This is a genomic window from Secundilactobacillus mixtipabuli (assembly GCF_002217925.1).
GTDB lineage: Bacteria > Bacillota > Bacilli > Lactobacillales > Lactobacillaceae > Secundilactobacillus > Secundilactobacillus mixtipabuli.
Genome location: NZ_BCMF01000004.1, coordinates 209,084 through 227,366, shown reverse-complemented (window position 1 = coordinate 227,366; position 18,283 = coordinate 209,084). Strand labels below are relative to the sequence as shown.

The following is an 18,283-nucleotide window of genomic DNA, read 5'->3' as shown; positions in this document are numbered from 1 at the left end:
AAATACGGAAATGTTGTGAATAAGAATAAAAATCAAACTAATCATTCCACTTAAGAAGAAGTTATTTGAATAAAAATTATGCGATAAATAAATTAATAATTTTTATATTTATCAGTATAAAAATAGGCGTTTTGTTTTTTATTAGGATACCATTTGCGATTTTTTAATTTTAAAGAATGTTTTTGTTGCTCAAAAAGCAAAAAAATACGAAAAACATCAAAAAGGATGTTGTAATCGCTTTCTGCTCATCATATGATAATCACGTGCACAAGAAGGAAAACTACGTAGTTAAAAAATCTTGAGGAGATCATAAACATGGCGTATACAAATCAATATATTAATCCGCTTATTGTTCAACGCGCAGATCCATATATTTATAAACACACCGATGGGTACTATTACTTCACAGCATCAGTGCCTGCCTACAATTTAATTGAAATCCGCCGAGCTAAAACATTAGCCGGATTAGCTCATGCCGCACCAAGAACCGTTTGGCGCAAACATGAAAACGGTCCCATGAGCCAACTGATTTGGGCACCAGAAATCCACTATATCGATGGCAAATGGTTCATTTACTTTGCTGCAGCTGAAACGACAGCGTTAGACGAAAATGGTATGTTCCAGCACCGGATGTTCTGCATCGAATGCGACGAAGAAAATCCAATGGCCAGTGAAGATAACTGGATCGAACGTGGGCAAGTCAAAACGAACATGGATACCTTCTCGTTAGATGCCACCTGCTTTGAAGCAAACGGTAAGCTCTACTATGTATGGGCGCAAAAGGATAAAGCCATTCGCGGTAATTCAAACTTATACATTGCTGAAATGGAAAATCCATGGACGTTGAAGACTGATCCAGTCATGCTGTCAAAGCCAGAATATTCTTGGGAAGTTAAGGGCTTTTGGGTTAACGAAGGACCAGCTATTATTCATCGAAATGGCCGTTACTTCTTAACTTATTCTGCAAGTGCGACTGATGAAAACTACGCCATGGGAATGTTGACCGTCAACGATGATGTTGATTTGTTAGATGCTTCTAACTGGTCAAAATCAAAGGAACCGGTATTCAAGAGTGACTTAGCTACTCACCAATACGGACCAGGCCATAATTCATTCACGGTTGCCGAAGATGGTAAAACCGATATCATGGTTTATCACTGCCGCGACTATACCGAGATCAAGGGTGATCCGCTGTACGATCCTAACCGTCATACCAAAGTTCAAGCGTTTACTTGGAATGACGACGGCACCCCACATTTCGGCAAGCCCGTCCCTTACAATTACGAATAGAAAGAATAGGAGTGAAATATCTTGGAAAACGAAGTTCAAACTAGTAAAAAGAAGGATTTCTGGGGCTTCCCCGTTACCCACTTTACTTACTTCTTCATGTGGCAAATTATCAATGGTTATTTAACACTTTGGATGGAACAAGTTGGTCACTTAAACGGAACTACTGCCGGATTTGTTTTCTCAATGATGGCCTTCATGTCGTTGGTCTTCCAACCAATCTTTGGGGTTATTTCCGATAAATTAGTCTTTAAAAAGAACTTATTAGTTACGATTGCGATTGCTGCTATTTTAATCGGCCCTTACTTCCAGTGGTTATTCTTACCGCTCGTACACATTAATGGTGCTTTAGTTGCCATTATCACTGGTATCTTCTTGAGTTTCGTATTCAACGGTGGTGTTTCGGTTGTTGAACAATACGTTCAACGTGCCAGTCTTGCTAACGGTTTTGAATATGCTCACTCACGGATGGGTGGTTCATTAGCCGGTGCCTGCGCCTCATTCTTAGGTGGTAAGCTCTTCCTATGGAGCCCTAACTCAATTTTCTGGGCATGTACTGTAATGGGTGCCATCTTGACATTCACCATCGTTTTCAGTGATAAAATTCATATGGAAAACGCTGCTGCTGCCGGTGACACGACTGACTCACTTGACTGGGGCTTGATCGGTAAGATCTTCAGAATCCGTAACTTCTGGATTCTATCAATCTTCTATATCGGTACTTCAGCTTTGTACGATGTGTTCGATCAACAATTCATCATCTTCTTCAAGACATACTTCAACAGTGGTGCCGCTGGGACAACCGCATACAGTTATATGACGACTGCCCAAATTGCATTGGAATTCCTGTTAATGTTCCCAATGCCTTGGTTGATTAACAAAATCGGTTCACGTAATGGTTTGATTGCTTATGGTGTTATCTTAGCTGTACGTATTATTGGTAGTGCACTTTCACCTAGTGTTGGTTGGGTTATCTTCCTTCGTTTGTTAGCCGGTTTCGAAATGCCTTTGGTATTGACTTCAATCATGAAGTACATTGCCGGTGCCTTCGATATCCGTGTGTACGCTACGGTTTACGCGTTAGCTTCTAACTTCGCAAAACAGATATCTGTCTTTATCTTCTCTACTGTTGCTGGTAACTTGTACGACTCAATTGGTTTCCAACACACTTACTTCATTATCGGTGCGATTGTTGCTGTGACAACAATCTTTGCTGCATTACTCTTAACTAAAGAGGATCCTGTGGCTGCCGGTGAAGTTGATGCGCCAGGTAGTAAGAAATAACGATGATTAAGCCTTGAGATCTCAGAACTTGTTCTGAGATCTTTTGTGTATAATGGAACTGATTTTAGAATAAGTAAGCTGTAAAGGGAGTGCTTAACGTGAAGTATCGCCATTTAGGTAAACAGGGTATTCAAGTCAGTGAGCTGGCGCTGGGGAGTTGGATGACGGATGTTAGCGAGCCTAGTAAACAAGAGATAGCCGCTGAAAGTATTAAATTAGCCTACGAAAGCGGCATTAACTATTTTGATTGTGCCGATGCGTATAGTGGTGGCGCGGCTGAACGATTCTTGGGTAAAACGCTTAGTCAGTTTCCCCGGAAGGAGCTGGTCATCTCTAGTAAGGTCTTTTTCCCAACCGGTAATGGTGTAAATGATCAAGGTCTGTCCCGCAAGCATATTATGGAATCCGTTGAGACCTCACTAAGCAATATGCAGACCGATTATTTGGACCTGTACTTTTGTCACCGATTTGATCCTGAAACGCCACTGGCGGAAACGCTGCAGGCGCTGAGTGATCTAGTGGACCAGGGTAAGATTCTCTATTACGGGGTGAGCGAATGGCGCCCCGTGCAAATTTTGGAAGCCCAGCTCATTATTCAGGAGCGGGGGTTGCACCCGATGGCAGTTGTTCAACCCCAATACAATATGTTTGATCGTTACATTGAACATGAGCTGTTGGATGTCTGTGGCAAACTCGGTTTGGGCGTGGTGCCATTTTCACCGCTTTCTCAGGGATTGCTGACAGGCAAATATCGAAAGGGTCAACCGATTCCAGCTGGATCACGCGCAACTTATCAAGATCAGATCAAGGCACTTTTAACGGCTGATAATTTGGATAAAGTTGAGACATTAGTGGGGATGGCGAATGAACTAAATACTGATCTATCAACATTTGCATTGGCCTGGGCGCTTCGAGATCCGAGAATTTCCAGTTTGATCACCGGCGCCAGCAAACCCAGCCAATTGAAGAATAATTTGAAAGCAATCGACCTTCACATTCCAGCCGAATTTTATCCACGGATTGACCGGTTATTTGGCTTCAAAAAGTTTTCAAGAAAGATTGGTTAGTGGATTTAAAGCTGGGCTTAAAGAGATGAAATTTCCAGCCTTGACAATTATTTCAACGAGTTCTACCATGAGGATATTATAATTATTGTATGTTGATGAGAAGAGTAATTAGTTTTTAATTTTGAGAGAGTGCCGTTCGGTGAAAAGGCATAATGGAGACTAACGAAGATGAGCTCTGAGTACTAAACGCGTTCACGCGACGTTTACGGTTGACAGGCCGTTATCCCTGTACCGCTTGTTTGAGCGGACTGAGGCAGTTTTGATTAACTGCGAATTTAGGTGGTACCACGACTATTGATCGTCCTTGTTTAATAACAAGGACTTTTTTTATGTCGAAATTCATTTCATTCAAAGGGGAGATACATGATGCGGATTGATGCAAAGGAAGAAAAGACATTTTTGAAGAAGGTATTAGCTGCTTATCACTTTTCTGATGAGGACGGTGAATTTCTCGCTGATACTTTAGTTGATGCTGACTTGCGTGGTATTTCATCACACGGGATTCAGCGGATTACTTGGTACACGAACATGATCAAAGAGGGAACCATTGATCCAACCAATAAACCTGAAATTCTCAGAGAAACACCTACCAGTTTGTTGGTTGATGCGAATAAAAACATGGGTCAAATCGCGTCTGGTTTTACCATGAAGCGGTTGATTGAAAAAACCAAAAAGTTAGGGGTTTCCATTGCCGTTATCCGGAACTCTAACCACTTTGGCACTGCCGGCTATTATGCTCGGATGGCCGTTAAAGAAGGCCTGATTGGGATTGCTACCACTAACACGCGGCCACTGGTGCTGCCAACCAATTCCTTGGAAGCCTTCTTAGGGTCTAACGCTTTTGCGTTTACATTTCCAGCGGAACCGCACCCATTTGTCTTTGATGGCGCGACCTCAGTGGTTTCAAGCGGTAAGATTCAAGTTCTAGCTAAAAAGGGTGAGAACATTCCTGGTGAATGGGCTGTCGGTGCGGATCGGAAAGTTGATCAAGATGCCCAGCGCGTTGAAGATAATTTATCAACCATTGCCTTTAGTGATGACCGTCCCGATGGCGGTGTGCTGACGTTGGGTGGTAATTTAGAAAACAACTCTAACTACAAGGGCTTCGGCAACTCCCTGGTTGTTGAAATGCTGACGGGTATCTTAGCGCAGGGTTCCATTTCCGCCGATACCAACAAAGGCAAACACGATTTCAGTCAATTCTTCATGACCATAGACCCATCGCTGTTTGGTGACTTGGATACTCTGAAGGCAAACGTTTCAAAGATGTTTGATCGAATCAGAAACTTGAAGCATTTGCCGGGTACAGAGATTAAAATTCCCGGTGATCGTGAATATAAACGCTACGCCGAAAATCAAAAGCAAGGTGTCTTAATTGACGACAAGACGGCCGCAGAACTGGCTAAAATTGGTGATGAAGTCGGTGTGAAAGTACCAGAAGCTTTGTAAAATAGTTATAGGCATAATAAAGCCCTCGCATTCAGATTGCGGGGGCTTTTCGTTCAAAGAGAAAGGTGTAGCGTACAAACGAAAATGATAGGATTACTTAAAGATTCTGACGACGTTTCTTGGTGCCAGCTAGGCCAAAAAGCGACGCAAGTAGGCCTAAGAATCCAACGGCTGCAATGCTTTGGGCTGAGGATTCGCTAGTTTGAGGTAATGTCTGCTCGCCAGCTGCTGGGTTACTGCTCTTGGTTTGACGAGTAGTGACCGTGCCTGCAGAAGAATTGGCAGTGGTTGTCGGCGTTCCTGCAGATGCACCTTGAGTCGTAACGTTATTAGTGCCACTTTCGGCACCAACTTCAGTGTTAGTGACAGTACCGTTGTCACCACCGGTTACAACGTGGCCTTGGTCAGTGTCATTATCTTCAGGGATGTTGACGTTTGGTTCATTAGTATCTGGGACCTCGTTGTTTGGCACATCGGTAATGGTTCTGTTGTACTTCAGTGGGACGGTGGTATTTGGTTCATTTGGCACAATCAGATTTTGATTTGGAACTAAGGTGTAGCCAGGAATATCAGTTAGACTACCAAAGCCAATTGGTTCGCCAGGATTACCAGTTAAGTGGATTGGATTACCAATTGGATCACCATTTGGCCCCTCTGGTTGAAGCGTAAAGGCGATGGCATAGAGGGGCTGGTCAACCTTAGTTTTGATACCATTGTCAAGGCCTACTGGGTAGTAGCTAACCGTAACAGTTTGGTTCTCACCACGTGCCATTGCTCTGGCTGGAACGGTTTCCTTGTCTGGTGCATAGCCTTGGATAAATGGACTAATAACTGATGGTACTTGTGCATTCGTTGTCGTCCAGTCGTTATTATAAGTGACGGTTTTAGTCAGTAGGTCTTCGGTGCCAGTTTGAGTGAAGGTGACTGATTGATTAAATGAAGGGGCAATAGTTGCTCCGCCATCAGCATAGACATAGTTGATGGTTCGGGTGGCTGTATCAGTGAGCTTGGTTGGATCAGCATCATAAGGCTTATCTGGCGTAACGGGGACAATATGTTTATAGCCGTAAATCACGGTACCGTTATTACCGGCGGTTTCCAGAGTGCCATTTGCATGAAGACCAGTATCCATTATTTTGTGAAATACGTAACCGTCAATTGTCTCCTGTTCAGTGGCGTACTTATCACCTGGTTGAACGGATTCTCCCGTGGCAATCGGCGTACCATCAGCATGGGTATAAGTTGGGTTACTAGTCAGCAGCACAGCATTGCCGTTATCTTCGTCAACGTATTCGACATTCACAGACGAAGATGTGAAATACGTAAAGGAGTCGAACCGGAACTGCTGTAAGTTTTTTGCCCCAGCGGTACCGCCAGAAATTAGAAAAGCGGCAGCCGATTGAGCTGTCCAATCAGTAATTTTGTGTGTCCATGTTTTACTCTCAAAATTGATTGTCATAGTCTTTGAAGGGCCATCATAGGAAATAGTGATTTGCTCAAACTGACCACTAGGCTGATTGATAGGCTTTGCTTTACCAGTAGGATCATCTACCGGATCATAAGAAGTTACCATATTATTTTCAGTAGTAGGATCCGTATAGATAAACGCACCAAAGGGTTCACCGGCACCGTAGACATAAGCATCGCCATCTGGATCCTTTGGTAGCGGATTTTGGCCAAATTCACTTGGATCGGCTTTAGCGTAAGATTTCATTTTTGCATTTTGTTCATCTACAGCGTTGAAGAACGTATCGGCTTTCCAGCCAAAGGCACCCTCTAAGCCACCGATACCGACACTGGCACCTTGACCGCCCACTTCGTCAGTATTGCCGTCATGAAAAGCAAAGGCAACACCATCACCGCCGCCAAGTTCGCCAGCGTGCCATCCGGGCTTTTGAACTTCATCGCCAAGATTCAAGCCGCCTTGAAGTTCAAAACTTTGATTGAGGTCGACCTTATTTTTCAGAGTGGCGTTACCATCCTGATTAAAATCGTCCTTGGTTAAAGTAAGAATTCCAGTGCTGGGATCGTAACTTGCCGTACCGTTGACATTAAAGTAGTCCAAAAAGTTCTCATTAGTGACGGTAACATTAGTTGATGCGGTAGGGTCTACGGCAGTAATCACTTGCGCCTGTCCAGTTGACTGATAAACGTCAGCTTTAGCCTGTTTGGTGGCTTCAATCGTTTCTGCTGAAGCGTTCCCCAAAATAGTCTGTGCAACTGCTGGGGTTACAAGTGTAGTAGTTGCATCATGGGTAGTTGGAACCGTATTTGCTGGTGTTGATTCCGTCTCAGTAGCAGCTGAAGATGGATTAGTCGATGTTGTAGGAGTAACCATTGCGGTTGTTGCGGTTTGCTGTGTTGTGACGCTAGAATCAGTTGCCGCTTGTGCTGGTAAACTTTGAACACCTACAGCAATACCAGTCACAACAATTAAAGCAGCAAGCCAACGTCCGTTAGCCTTGTACAATTTAACGTGTGTTGTCATTTCTGTCTGTTCGCTTGCATGTAAATGACGAACAGCCCCCTTGATCTTTTCTGACATGTGAATCTCCCCCTTTTGTAAAATTCAAAGTCTATCTAATTGAAATTTTCAAAAATCATACTTGTGATCACCTTTATTTTAAAGGTTGGATTTGAGCATGACAAGCAGTTAATTCGCTGTTTTCTGGCCAAAGATAGCTTGTTAGTTACGGGTTGAATTTTCACTATCATTGACGGCTGTGAAAGCTGATTAAATAGGGATTTTACGGGTGATTGAGACGCTGCAAATATAATTCAGGCGATCATCAGCAAGGTTCTCTATTTTTTGCCAAAATATCAAAAAAATGGGATAGCGTGTATGAATGATTACGCAAGACTTTTTAACATTTAAAAAAGAGATTTAGGCATCTGGAAAATGGTGAGAATCACGACTTTGCACAAAAAATGACGTCGGACTTTATCAATCGAAAACCTAACGTCATTTTGTCATCTTATTTCTGCGTCAATCGTTGAACATCACGAACAATCATCAACTCTTCATTAGTTGGGACCACCATGACGGTCACTGGTGCGCCATCTGGACTGATAACCTGTTCTTTGCCACGAACCTGATTACGGTCATGGTCGATTTGAATGCCAAAGTAGCTTAACTGATCGACAATCTTTTGCCGCATGTCGATGCCGTTTTCGCCGGAGCCGGCGGTAAAAATCAGCGCATCCAGACCGTTTAATTCAGCGATGTATGAACCGATGTAACGAACGATCCGGTTGGCATACATATCTAGCGCTAATTTGGCCTGGGGATTCGTCTCTTGAGCAGCTTCCAAATCACGTTGATCTGGTGACAGTTGGGAAATTCCCAAAAGACCGGATTTTTGATTCAAAATATCAATCATATCGCTCATTTTAAGACCCATTTTTTCAGCTAAGAAGGTGACCAGCGATGGGTCGATATCTCCTGAACGGGTGGCCATCATGACACCAGCCAATGGTGTGAAGCCCATGGAAGTATCCACAACCTTACCGTGGTCAAAAGCCGAGATGGAAGAACCGGAACCCAAATGAAGCGTGATTAATTTTAAATCTGAGAGGGGCTTGCCCAGCAGTTCAGCAGCTCGCTTTGAGACGTAACGATGGCTGGTACCATGGGCACCGTACTTGCGAGCACCGTATTTTTTATAGTACTCGTAAGGAATTGGGTAAAGTGCATTGATTTTCGGCATATCAGTATAGAGTGCGGTATCAAAAACGGCGACTTGAGGCACATTTGGCAGTAATTGCTGAAAAATTTCGATGTACTGTGCTTCGATTGGATTGTGTAGCGGGGCATATTGTGACAGCTCGTGAATCTGTTTCAGCGTGGTGTCGTCCACTACGGCTGAATCCGAGAACACTTCACCGCCAGCTACAACCCGATGACCAATCCCCGCAATTTCGTGCAAGTGTTTAACGATTCCCGCGTCTTTTAAGTGGGAAAGGACCATTGCAGCTGCCAAACGATAATCGATATTATCCTGGGTCACTTCGTACTTGTCGGCATCGGGCCGCTTAACGGTAAAGACTGAACCGGGCAAGTTCAAACGATCGACCAAACCTGAAGCGATCACCGTTTCTTCTGGCATCGAAAATAGTTTCCACTTTAAAGTTGAACTACCTGCGTTGACTGCTAAAATTTTTGTCATGATATTCCCACCTCATTGTTTTCTATAAACTAAGCATAAGTCTAGTTTAGCGGAGAATGAAACCGTTTTCAAGCAAAAGCAAAAAAGGATTCCAGCAGTCGGCCGGAATCCCATGGTATGCGATTTTTAATTGAAAATGATTTTCATTATTGGTTATAAGCTTCAACGACAACTTGGTCCGGATAGACGGTTAATTGACTAATGCCGCCATTTTCAGGGTAGTTGCCCGTGGTATCCACGCCCAGGTAATCAATAATTGTGCGAATTAACGTCCCGTGACTCACAAGCAGGATGGTTTCACTGCTCACACAGTGCTCCCGTAGCACGCTGAACCCCATTTTAATGCGCGTTAACACCTCATCATAGTCCTCCGCAGTGTGTGAGGGGTCACTGTGCTTCATCGCGTCGCGGGCCTCTTTAAGACCGCCAATCGCCATGAGGTCAGCTTGGCTATGCTTTCCGTACGGTGCCGCAATGCCAGCCCAAATATCGTCGGAGTTCAGGCCTTCGAAAAAGCCAAAGTTAACTTCACGAAATTCTGGTAGTTGGGCAACTTCTTGAGGCGTTTGCTGGAACTGGCTCAAAATAATATCACGGGTATTGACCGCCCGACCAAGGTCCGAAGAAAAAGCCCGTGTAAAAGTGATACCCTGCAACCGGTCAGCAGCTTCTTTTGCCTGCTTAATTCCCTCATCAGATAGATCTGAGTCGATCCAGCCTTGCATACGATTAAAACCGTTTAATCGTGTACTCCCATGACGCACCAGGTAAACCGTGAATGAGTCCATAATGACTACCCCTTTATCCATAATTTCCCTCATTGTGACGGAAAAAGGACTGATGTGCAACCGGGAAAAATTTTTAATAAATTTAATTAAATTCTAATTTTACGTTGATAGTGAAGGCATCAGGTCTATACTAATAAACAAATATGGAGGCGTTGGTATGAAAATTACAATTTCATTAGCACAAATGGACATTCACTTTGGTCAACAGGCAGCAAATTTTGCTAGAATCGAGTCGTTTGTTGCACAAGCCGCAAACGAACAGGCGGATATCGTTGTTTTCCCAGAAATGTGGAACACAGGTTATGATCTTACCCGTTTTGATGATATTGCTGACGCGGATGGAGCAGAGACGAAGAAACTTTGTCAGAGTCTAGCAAAGAAGTATCATATCATGATTCACGCTGGGTCCGTCGCCACAAAACGGCACCAGCAATTTTTTAACACCACGTACGTTTTTGACGAAAATGGCCAATTACTGACAACTTACGATAAAGTGCATTTATTTGGCCTCATGCATGAAGATGATTTTTTGGCTGCTGGTAACCAAAAGAACCGGTTTGAGGTAAAGGGGACGCCAGCAACAAGTGTGATTTGCTATGATATTCGGTTCCCAGAATGGTTGCGAACACTTTCTTTGTCAGATAGCCGAATCATTTTTGTGCCGGCAGAATGGCCAACGTCTCGAATCCCGCAGTGGAAGAGGTTATTAGCTGCTCGCGCAATTGAAAACCAGTGCTTTGTCGTTGCCGTGAACCGAGTGGGCGCGGACCCCGATAATGACTTTGGCGGTAATTCAGTGGTCATCGATCCGCTTGGGAATGAACTTTTGACCCTTGGTAGTGAAGAAACGTTAAAAACGGTTACGATTGATATTTCTGAGACGGATGAAGCGCGCGGTTTCATGCCGGTTTTTGCTGATCGCCGACCTGATCTTTACGAATAACATCACTTATTAATCAGCGTTATAATGATTATTGTACAGATTTAAATTTCGAGGAGGATTTTCATGGCAAAAGTAGAAAGTTTTCAGCTGGATCATACAAAGGTTAAAGCACCTTATGTTCGTTTAATTACGGTAGAAAAGGGACCAAAGGGCGATGCCATTACGAACTTTGATTTACGGTTAGTTCAACCGAACGAGAACGCGATTCCAACGGCTGGCTTACACACTATCGAACATTTATTAGCTGGTTTGCTTCGTGACCGGATGGACGGCGTTATCGACTGTTCACCATTTGGTTGCCGGACAGGGTTTCACCTCATCATGTGGGGCGAACCTACAACCACTGAAGTTGCTAAAGCATTAAAGAGTTCCTTAGAACAAATCGCCAATGAGATTAAGTGGGAAGATGTTCCCGGAACTGATATCACCAGTTGCGGTAACTACCGCGATCACTCATTATTCTCTGCTAAGCAGTGGTCTCGCGACATTCTTGCAAAAGGAATTAGCGATGATCCATTTAACCGTAACGTGATCTAGTGAGTTAAATTACTCGGTAAGTTTTAAAAGCAGGTCGTCGCTATTTTGTCAGCGACTACCTGCTTTTGTTGTTTTGAAATTCATTATTTTAAATGACGGATCCCGAGACGCCACATCAGAGCGGCTCGTTTTTGGAATAAAAAAAGAACCCATCGACTTAGTCGGTGGGTTCTTCTAATTACTTAAACGAATTAAGCAACAGTAACGTTGGCTGCTTGTGGGCCGCGGTCGCCTTGTTCTACGTCTAAGGTTACATGTTGACCTTCTTCAAGAGTCTTGTAACCATCAGCATTGATAGCTGAGAAGTGAACGAAAACGTCTGAGCCGTTTTCCAAAGTAATAAAGCCAAAACCTTTGTCGCCGTTAAACCATTTTACAGTACCTTGTTCCATAAGAGTGAAACCTCCGAGCGCATAGCGCAATATATTTGTGTATCTGAAACTTTAGAAATCGGGGAAGTCATTCTTACGAACGTCGTACCAAAATTTCGAAGTATTAAATACATTAGTTGTAAGCTTACCAGCTATTGGTGGGAATAGCAAGGGCTTAACTTCGAATTATTTGAAATTGTCTAGTAATTCATCGAAATTTAGACGTCCAATCGTTACTCCCCCGTTGGTTATAGCATAGAGAAAATAATTGAAACTTTTTTTGTTATTTGAGGAAATCATGATTTTATGGGTCTTTGAAGCAAATGACTGATTAGTCATTTGGATGCAAGCGGCCTTGATTAAGTTCGACGATTTCGCCGGTTTGATTATAGACCATTTCCTCAGCCAAATTCACGATGCGATCCCCAATCCGTTCTAGTAGTTTAGTGACCATGAGATAACTGGCACCGGCTTCTGCTACTGCTGGATCGTTTTTGATTGCAGCGGTGATGTTACTTCTGATTTTATCAAATTTAGCATCAACATCCTGATCCTGGTTGGCAACGGTTTGAGCCTGTTCCATATCGATACTTTGGAATGCGGCTAAAGCTTCTTTTAACATGTTACGAATCATGTTGGTTAGGGACGCGATTTCGTTTTCGACGTCTTTATTTCGGTGAGAGCCTTTTACCCGAATAGTTTCTAAAGCGATGCCCGTGGCATGGTCCCCAATTCGTTCTAGATCCGAACTAGCTTTTAAAATCGTGATCACATTTCGAAAATCGTCAGCCACTGGTTGTTGCAGCGTCATGAGGGTGAGAGCCTGCTTTTCAAGGTCAACTTCATTACCATTAATTGAATTATCTTGTTGAATCAGGGCTTGAGCAGCGTCCTTGTCATGGTTAATGTAGGATTCAGTTGCTTGTTCGATTTGGCCGCTTACAGCATCACCCATTTGCTTAAAAACGGTATACAATTTTTTTAGTTCAGTTGTAAAAATATTATTCATTCACTTTTCACTCCTAACCGAATTTCCCATTGAGGTAGTCACTAGTGGCCTGTTGGGCGGGCTGTGTGAACATCTTTGAGGTAAGGTCAAATTCAATAAGATCGCCGTTTAACATGAAAGCTGTTTGGTCGGCGATTCTTGAAGCTTGTTGCAGATTATGGGTCACGATAATAATGCAGTAGTCTTTTTTTAATGTCATCAACGTTGATTCGATCTGGGCGCTGGAAATTGGATCCAGCGCACTTGTGGGTTCATCTAACAAAATAATGTCGGGTTGAACGGCTAATAATCGCGCAATGCAAATGCGTTGTTGCTGACCACCCGAAAACGACATGGCGTTTTTATCGAGATCGTCCTTTACTTCGTTCCAAACGGCAGCTTGTTTAAGCGCACGTTCCACTTGTTCATCTAAAAAACGGCGGTCAGTTTGACCAGTCAGTTTTAAGCCATAAGTAACGTTATCGTAAACGGAGAACGGGAAGGGGTTAGGCTGCTGAAAAACCATGCCGATTTTTTTGCGCAATTCGACGAGGTTGGTTGTTGGTGCGTAGATGTCTTGTTGATGAAATTGAAAACTGCCCGTAATCGTGGTGTCTGGAATTAAATCGTTCATGCGATTTAGACAACGCAGAAAGGTTGATTTTCCACAGCCAGACGGTCCAATCAGTGCCGTAATGCTGTTGTCAGCAAAGCTCAAATCAATGCCGTGAAGTGCTTCTTTTTGACCGTAGGCGAGATGAACATCTTTTGTTTCGAGAATGACAGTCATAAGCGGTTCATCCTTTCCTTAACCAAAGTTACCGGTGACGTAATCATGTGTGGCTTGTATCTCGGGGGTTTGAAAAATCTTTTCCGTTTGATCATATTCGAGGACGTGACCTAAATGAAAGAACGCCGTGTAAGTACTGATCCTGGAGGCTTGTTCCATGTTATGAGTCACAATGATAATGGTATATTTTTTAGTGAGCTCCTTTAACGTGACCTCTAGCTTGGTAGTCGAAATGGGATCCAGTGCGCTGGCGGGTTCGTCTAGTAAGAGAATATCGGGTTTCATCGCAATCGCCCTAGCGATGCACAGTCGTTGCTGTTGTCCGCCTGATAAAGAAAGTGCACTTTTATTAAGGCTGTCTTTGACCTCATCCCATAAAGCAGCTTCTTTCAGACTGGTTTCTACCCGGTTACTTAACTCTTGCCGGTTGGTAATGCCGGCTGCTTTAAGCGCAAAGGTAATATTTTCAGAAATTGATTTTGCGAAGGGATTGGGCTTTTGAAACACCATACCGATGTGCTTACGTACTTCATACACGTTGACTTTAGGACTATTGATATTAGTGCCCCGATACCTAATTTCACCGTCTACTCGGGCAATGCGGTCATTCATTCGATTAAGGGCACGTAAATAAGTTGATTTACCCGACCCTGATGCGCCAATCAGTGCCGTAATTTGAAAGCGGGGGAAACTCAGGCTAGCATTGGTCATGGAAGGTTGCTGGTTATGCCCGTAATAAACCTGTAACTGTTTGGTGGACAAGGCAATTTCTTCAGGAGGGATGATAATGTGAGTTTGATTCAAATCGTAGGCTTCCATAACGGTTACTTTCCTCCAGTCATTTTTTTATACAGATGATTCCCAATGGCTCTAGCACCAAAGTTAAAAATTAGAATGACGATGATCAACACAGCTGAGGCACCGGCTGAAACGCTGACAGCGTCGGGAGTAACACCTTCAGTGTTGACTTTCCAGATATGGACGGCTAATGTTTCGGCAGGCCGCATTGGATTGAGGAAACTACTCCCATCGGTGGGATTCCAATCTGCATAATTCAGAATTGGCGCACTTTGACCAGCCGTATAGATGAGGGCTGCGGCTTCACCAAATACCCGTCCGGCACTAAGAATGATACCGGTTAGAATGCCCGGTAGAGCAGCGGGTAAGATAATGCCCCGAATGGTTCGCCAGTTGGATAGGCCAAGTGCGATCCCTGCCTCACGTTGACTATCTGGTACAGCGTGTAATGAGCCTTCAATGCTCCGAACGAGCAGGGGGAGATTGAAAAAAGTTAACGCAATGGCACCTGAAAGAATGGAAAAGCCGATGTGAAAGCTAATCACGAACAACAGGTAGCCAAACAAACCAACGACAACCGAAGGCAGTGAGCTGAGAACCTCGATAGCGGTCCGAATGAGCCCGGTCCGCCAATTATTACCGGCGTATTCTGACAAATAAATGGCGGAGCCAAGCGCTAGAGGAAACGAAATCAGGAGTGTTAAGACTAGCAGGTAAAGCGAGTTAAATAATTGGTCACGGATACCGCCACCGGCACTAAATGAGCTGGATGGCGAAGTTAGAAAGTGCCAGCTGACGTGGGGAAAGCCACTGAAAATAATATCCCCGAGTAAGAAGAGCAAAATTAAGACAACAATTAAAACGAGAAAATTAATGAGTTGAGTGGCGATCCGATCTGTTTGATTGGGGGTCATGACTTAATTTCACCTCGTTTTCCGATGTAGCGGATGAGTAAATTGAATACTAAGGACATCAATAACAGAATTAAAGCGAGTGACCAAAGCGCGTTGTTGGGAAGAGTACCCATAATGGTGTTACCAATATTAGTCGTTAGCTGACTGGTCAATGTTGACGTCGGCGTTACCAAATTATGAGGCATTAACACGGCGTTACCGATCACCATCTGGACGGCTAACGCTTCCCCAAACGCTCTTGCCATCCCGAAGATGACTGCCGTGAGCAAACGTGGCATGGCAGCGCGCAAAAGAACTTTATAGATGGTTTGAAACCGGGTAGCACCTAACGCTAGGGATGCGGAACGAAAATAGGTGGGGACTGCACGCAAAGCGTCTACTGCTAATGAAGAAATCGTCGGTAGCACCATGACAAATAACACGATGGTACCAGCCAGAATACCCGAACCAGTGCCACCAAACAGATGACGAATAAACGGGACGACTACGGTCAAACCAATAAACCCGTAAACGACGGATGGAATTCCAACCAGTAATTCGATCACCGGTTGCAGAAATTTGGCCCCGGTCTTAGGCGCGATATCCGTCATGAAAAGGGCAACCGCAATTGCAAATGGGGTGGCTACCAAGGCGGCCAAGATGGTCACACTAAACGAGGTTACAATCATGGGTAATGCACCGACTTGCGGTTGGCCATTAGCACTTAAAGTACCAGGATTCCACTGCTTGCCTGTAAGAAATTGCCACAGGCTAACGTGGTTAGTTGTAAACGTGGCGATACCGCGAGAAGTAATAAAATACAGAATACTGACGACGAGAGCGATGATCACCGCAATACAGGTGTAGCTAATGATTCGGCCAATAACGTCTTCACGGGATGCCTTGGATGGTGCGTTTAATTTCTTTTGAATTTCATCCATTTAAAATCCTCCAATCATTAATGTAGGACGCATGTTTCAATGCCAGCAGGAACGGTAAAATTCGTGCTGGTGGGCCATAGTTAAGCGGAAAATCAGGGCGAGTAGTCATCGCCCGATTTTCCGCTAGTTTGGTTATTAAAATGAAACTATTTTGTAACGACGTTCTTCGCGTTCTTAGTGACTTTCATATCGTGAATACTGATATAACCGAGCTTTTTAACCAAGCTGCCTTGAACCTTAGAACTGTTCATGTACTTTAAGAAGCCTGCGGTTGCTTTGTTTGGTTGGCCCTTGGTATACATATGTTCATATGACCAGATAGTCCATTTATTGGTTGTAACGTTAGCGTCAGTTGGTTTTACGTGATCAATGGAAACGGCTTTAACTTTGTCATTAACATAAGAGAATGCTAAGTAACTGATAGCCCCTGGTGTGGTTGCAACTAGTTTTTGAACGGTACCATTGGAATCTTGTTCTTGAGAGGTAATCGCTTTTTTGCCCTCTAACACAGCACCTTCAAAAGTTGCGCGAGTTCCTGAACCTTGGGCACGGTTGATGACTGAGATCTTTTGATTTTTTCCGCCAACTTGGTTCCAGTTCGTGATTTTGCCGGTAAAAATATCGCGTAACTGTGCCATCGAAAGGTTTGTGACACCCGTTTCAGGATTAACGACTGGTGTCATGCCAACAACGGCAACTTTGTGGTCGACCAGTTTGTCAGCTTTGATACCAGATGACTGTTCCGCAAAAATATCCGAGTTTCCAACTTGAACTGCACCTTGTTGAACTTGGCTCAGACCAGTACCAGAACCGCCACCTTGAACGGTAAGGTTGACGTTTTTATTTGATGCCTGGTAGTCCTGGGCAGCTTGTTCAACTAATGGCTGAAGAGCAGTTGAACCAACGGCTGTGATCTTGGTGACCTTTGCAGCCTTAGTGCTATCAGAAGCTGACTTCTGACTTGACTTTGAACCGCAACCTCCTAATAACAGGCCAGCAAGACTAAAGGCAACTACTGTGGAAATCAATGTTTTTTTATGCATGAGCATATTCCCCTTTAAATGTATTGTGTCCTAGAAAGGTTAATTCCTAAGCACAAAATCAGTATAAAATGCTCTCGTAAAGTTAATGTATAGGTCATGTAAAGTTTATGTAAAACGGGTTTTGTTAGTTGTTGAAACGTGGGATAACTATATGTAATAACAGAAATGAAAAGAGGAAGCCTCATGGAAAGAAGCATTTTACTGATTAGTGATAACGCTAATCTCTTAAAACGGCTGAAACAGATCATGACTGAATGGCAAGTCATCAGCAGCCCCACTTATTTACCAGACTTCTTATTAAATCGTGATAACCAAACGTTAATTATTTTGGATTTAGACCAGTTCAATACGCTGGGTCAGCGCGTCGATACCCTGGTCCTAATGCGTCAGCAGTTTCGGGGACCGTTACTTGCAGTCCACCGAAAAAAATTGGGTGTAGCCATGACCTGTGACGTGTTTGACCGGTATCATTTTGATGAATTATTATCTTTGGACATGGCAAACCGTGAGCTTCGAGCACGCATTCAACAGAAAATTTGGCGCTATTACCAACCCCAAGAAGATAATCGGGAAGTTCTTAATACAGGCCAGCTTCAAGTCGATTTTCAACACTACATGGTTACGGTTAACGGTAAACAATTAACGATGGGGCCAGTGGATTTTCGATTATTAGTCTTTTTTATGCAGCATGAAAACGTGGTGCTGACCCGGGCACAAATTGCGGAAGGGGTTTGGCGTAACGGTCGGGATTCAACCATGAGAGCAATCGATTCACACATCAGCAAATTACGGAAATTAATTGAAGCAGACCCCAAAGCGCCCACGTGTTTAAAGACGGTTCGTGGTTTCGGCTATATCTTTGAAAGCCATACTGAAGGGGACACAAGCGAGAAAGTAACTGCTATAATGAAGCCAAATAGTTAGACTAAAGGGGCGGT

Annotated in this window: 17 protein-coding genes; 7 read left to right on the top strand and 10 right to left on the bottom strand. The window is 43.7% G+C overall.

Annotated elements, in window-relative coordinates:
* Positions 1 to 315: 315 nt before the first annotated feature.
* From IWT5_RS04995 to IWT5_RS04980, 4 genes are all read left to right on the top strand, one after another.
* Positions 316 to 1,290, top strand: a complete 975-nt coding sequence (locus IWT5_RS04995; protein WP_089108860.1) for a glycoside hydrolase family 43 protein — start codon at positions 316 to 318, stop codon at positions 1,288 to 1,290.
* Positions 1,291 to 1,311: 21 nt separating this feature from the next.
* Positions 1,312 to 2,571: an oligosaccharide MFS transporter gene (locus IWT5_RS04990; RefSeq protein WP_089108859.1), complete on the top strand. Its 1,260-nt coding sequence runs from the start codon at positions 1,312 to 1,314 to the stop codon at positions 2,569 to 2,571.
* A gap of 98 nt (positions 2,572 to 2,669) precedes the next feature.
* The gene (locus IWT5_RS04985; protein ID WP_089108858.1) at positions 2,670 to 3,638 is read left to right on the top strand and encodes an aldo/keto reductase family protein; all 969 of its coding nucleotides are present in this window, start codon (positions 2,670 to 2,672) and stop codon (positions 3,636 to 3,638) included.
* A 366-nt stretch (positions 3,639 to 4,004) separates the two neighbouring features.
* Entirely contained in the window at positions 4,005 to 5,087 is a 1,083-nt protein-coding gene (locus IWT5_RS04980) for an Ldh family oxidoreductase (RefSeq protein ID WP_089108857.1), read from the top strand.
* Between the two features lie 97 nt (positions 5,088 to 5,184).
* On the opposite strand, the gene IWT5_RS04975 is transcribed toward IWT5_RS04980, so the two are convergent.
* From IWT5_RS04975 to IWT5_RS04965, 3 genes are all read right to left on the bottom strand, one after another.
* A complete protein-coding gene (locus tag IWT5_RS04975) occupies positions 5,185 to 7,632 on the bottom strand; it encodes a lectin-like domain-containing protein (protein ID WP_089108856.1) in 2,448 nt (815 codons plus the stop codon).
* Between the two features lie 430 nt (positions 7,633 to 8,062).
* Complete coding sequence (locus IWT5_RS04970; RefSeq protein ID WP_089108855.1) at positions 8,063 to 9,253, bottom strand: acetate/propionate family kinase; 1,191 nt, start codon at positions 9,251 to 9,253, stop codon at positions 8,063 to 8,065.
* A 146-nt stretch (positions 9,254 to 9,399) separates the two neighbouring features.
* Positions 9,400 to 10,062 carry a histidine phosphatase family protein gene (locus IWT5_RS04965; protein ID WP_159459289.1) on the bottom strand — a complete coding sequence of 221 codons (663 nt, stop codon included), beginning with the start codon at positions 10,060 to 10,062 and terminating at the stop codon, positions 9,400 to 9,402.
* Between the two features lie 136 nt (positions 10,063 to 10,198).
* Here IWT5_RS04965 and IWT5_RS04960 point away from each other — a divergent pair, with 136 nt between their 5' ends.
* The gene (locus IWT5_RS04960) at positions 10,199 to 10,984 is read left to right on the top strand and encodes a carbon-nitrogen family hydrolase (RefSeq protein WP_089108853.1); all 786 of its coding nucleotides are present in this window, start codon (positions 10,199 to 10,201) and stop codon (positions 10,982 to 10,984) included.
* 63 nt (positions 10,985 to 11,047) lie between these two features.
* Entirely contained in the window at positions 11,048 to 11,521 is a 474-nt protein-coding gene (locus tag IWT5_RS04955; protein ID WP_089108852.1) for an S-ribosylhomocysteine lyase, read from the top strand.
* Positions 11,522 to 11,712: 191 nt separating this feature from the next.
* Here IWT5_RS04955 and IWT5_RS04950 read toward each other — a convergent pair whose 3' ends face one another.
* The 7 genes from IWT5_RS04950 to IWT5_RS04920 form a co-directional block, all read right to left on the bottom strand.
* Positions 11,713 to 11,913 (bottom strand): cold-shock protein, encoded by a 201-nt coding sequence (locus IWT5_RS04950; RefSeq protein ID WP_089108851.1) that lies wholly within the window; start codon positions 11,911 to 11,913, stop codon positions 11,713 to 11,715.
* Positions 11,914 to 12,223: 310 nt separating this feature from the next.
* Complete coding sequence (phoU, locus tag IWT5_RS04945) at positions 12,224 to 12,901, bottom strand: phosphate signaling complex protein PhoU (protein WP_089108850.1); 678 nt, start codon at positions 12,899 to 12,901, stop codon at positions 12,224 to 12,226.
* Positions 12,902 to 12,914: 13 nt separating this feature from the next.
* The gene (gene pstB / locus IWT5_RS04940; RefSeq protein ID WP_089108849.1) at positions 12,915 to 13,670 is read right to left on the bottom strand and encodes a phosphate ABC transporter ATP-binding protein PstB; all 756 of its coding nucleotides are present in this window, start codon (positions 13,668 to 13,670) and stop codon (positions 12,915 to 12,917) included.
* Positions 13,671 to 13,688: 18 nt separating this feature from the next.
* On the bottom strand, positions 13,689 to 14,489 hold the full coding sequence (gene pstB, locus IWT5_RS04935) for a phosphate ABC transporter ATP-binding protein PstB (RefSeq protein WP_089108848.1): 801 nt from the start codon (positions 14,487 to 14,489) through the stop codon (positions 13,689 to 13,691).
* 5 nt (positions 14,490 to 14,494) lie between these two features.
* The gene (gene pstA / locus IWT5_RS04930) at positions 14,495 to 15,382 is read right to left on the bottom strand and encodes a phosphate ABC transporter permease PstA (RefSeq protein WP_089108847.1); all 888 of its coding nucleotides are present in this window, start codon (positions 15,380 to 15,382) and stop codon (positions 14,495 to 14,497) included.
* A complete protein-coding gene (gene pstC, locus IWT5_RS04925) occupies positions 15,379 to 16,302 on the bottom strand; it encodes a phosphate ABC transporter permease subunit PstC (RefSeq protein ID WP_089108846.1) in 924 nt (307 codons plus the stop codon). The genes pstA and pstC overlap by 4 nt, the downstream gene beginning before the upstream one ends.
* Positions 16,303 to 16,448: 146 nt before the next feature.
* Positions 16,449 to 17,345, bottom strand: coding sequence for a phosphate ABC transporter substrate-binding protein (locus tag IWT5_RS04920; protein ID WP_089108845.1), 897 nt, complete (start codon positions 17,343 to 17,345; stop codon positions 16,449 to 16,451).
* Between the two features lie 183 nt (positions 17,346 to 17,528).
* Here IWT5_RS04920 and IWT5_RS04915 point away from each other — a divergent pair, with 183 nt between their 5' ends.
* Positions 17,529 to 18,269: a response regulator transcription factor gene (locus tag IWT5_RS04915; RefSeq protein WP_159459288.1), complete on the top strand. Its 741-nt coding sequence runs from the start codon at positions 17,529 to 17,531 to the stop codon at positions 18,267 to 18,269.
* The last annotated feature ends 14 nt before the right edge of the window (positions 18,270 to 18,283 follow it).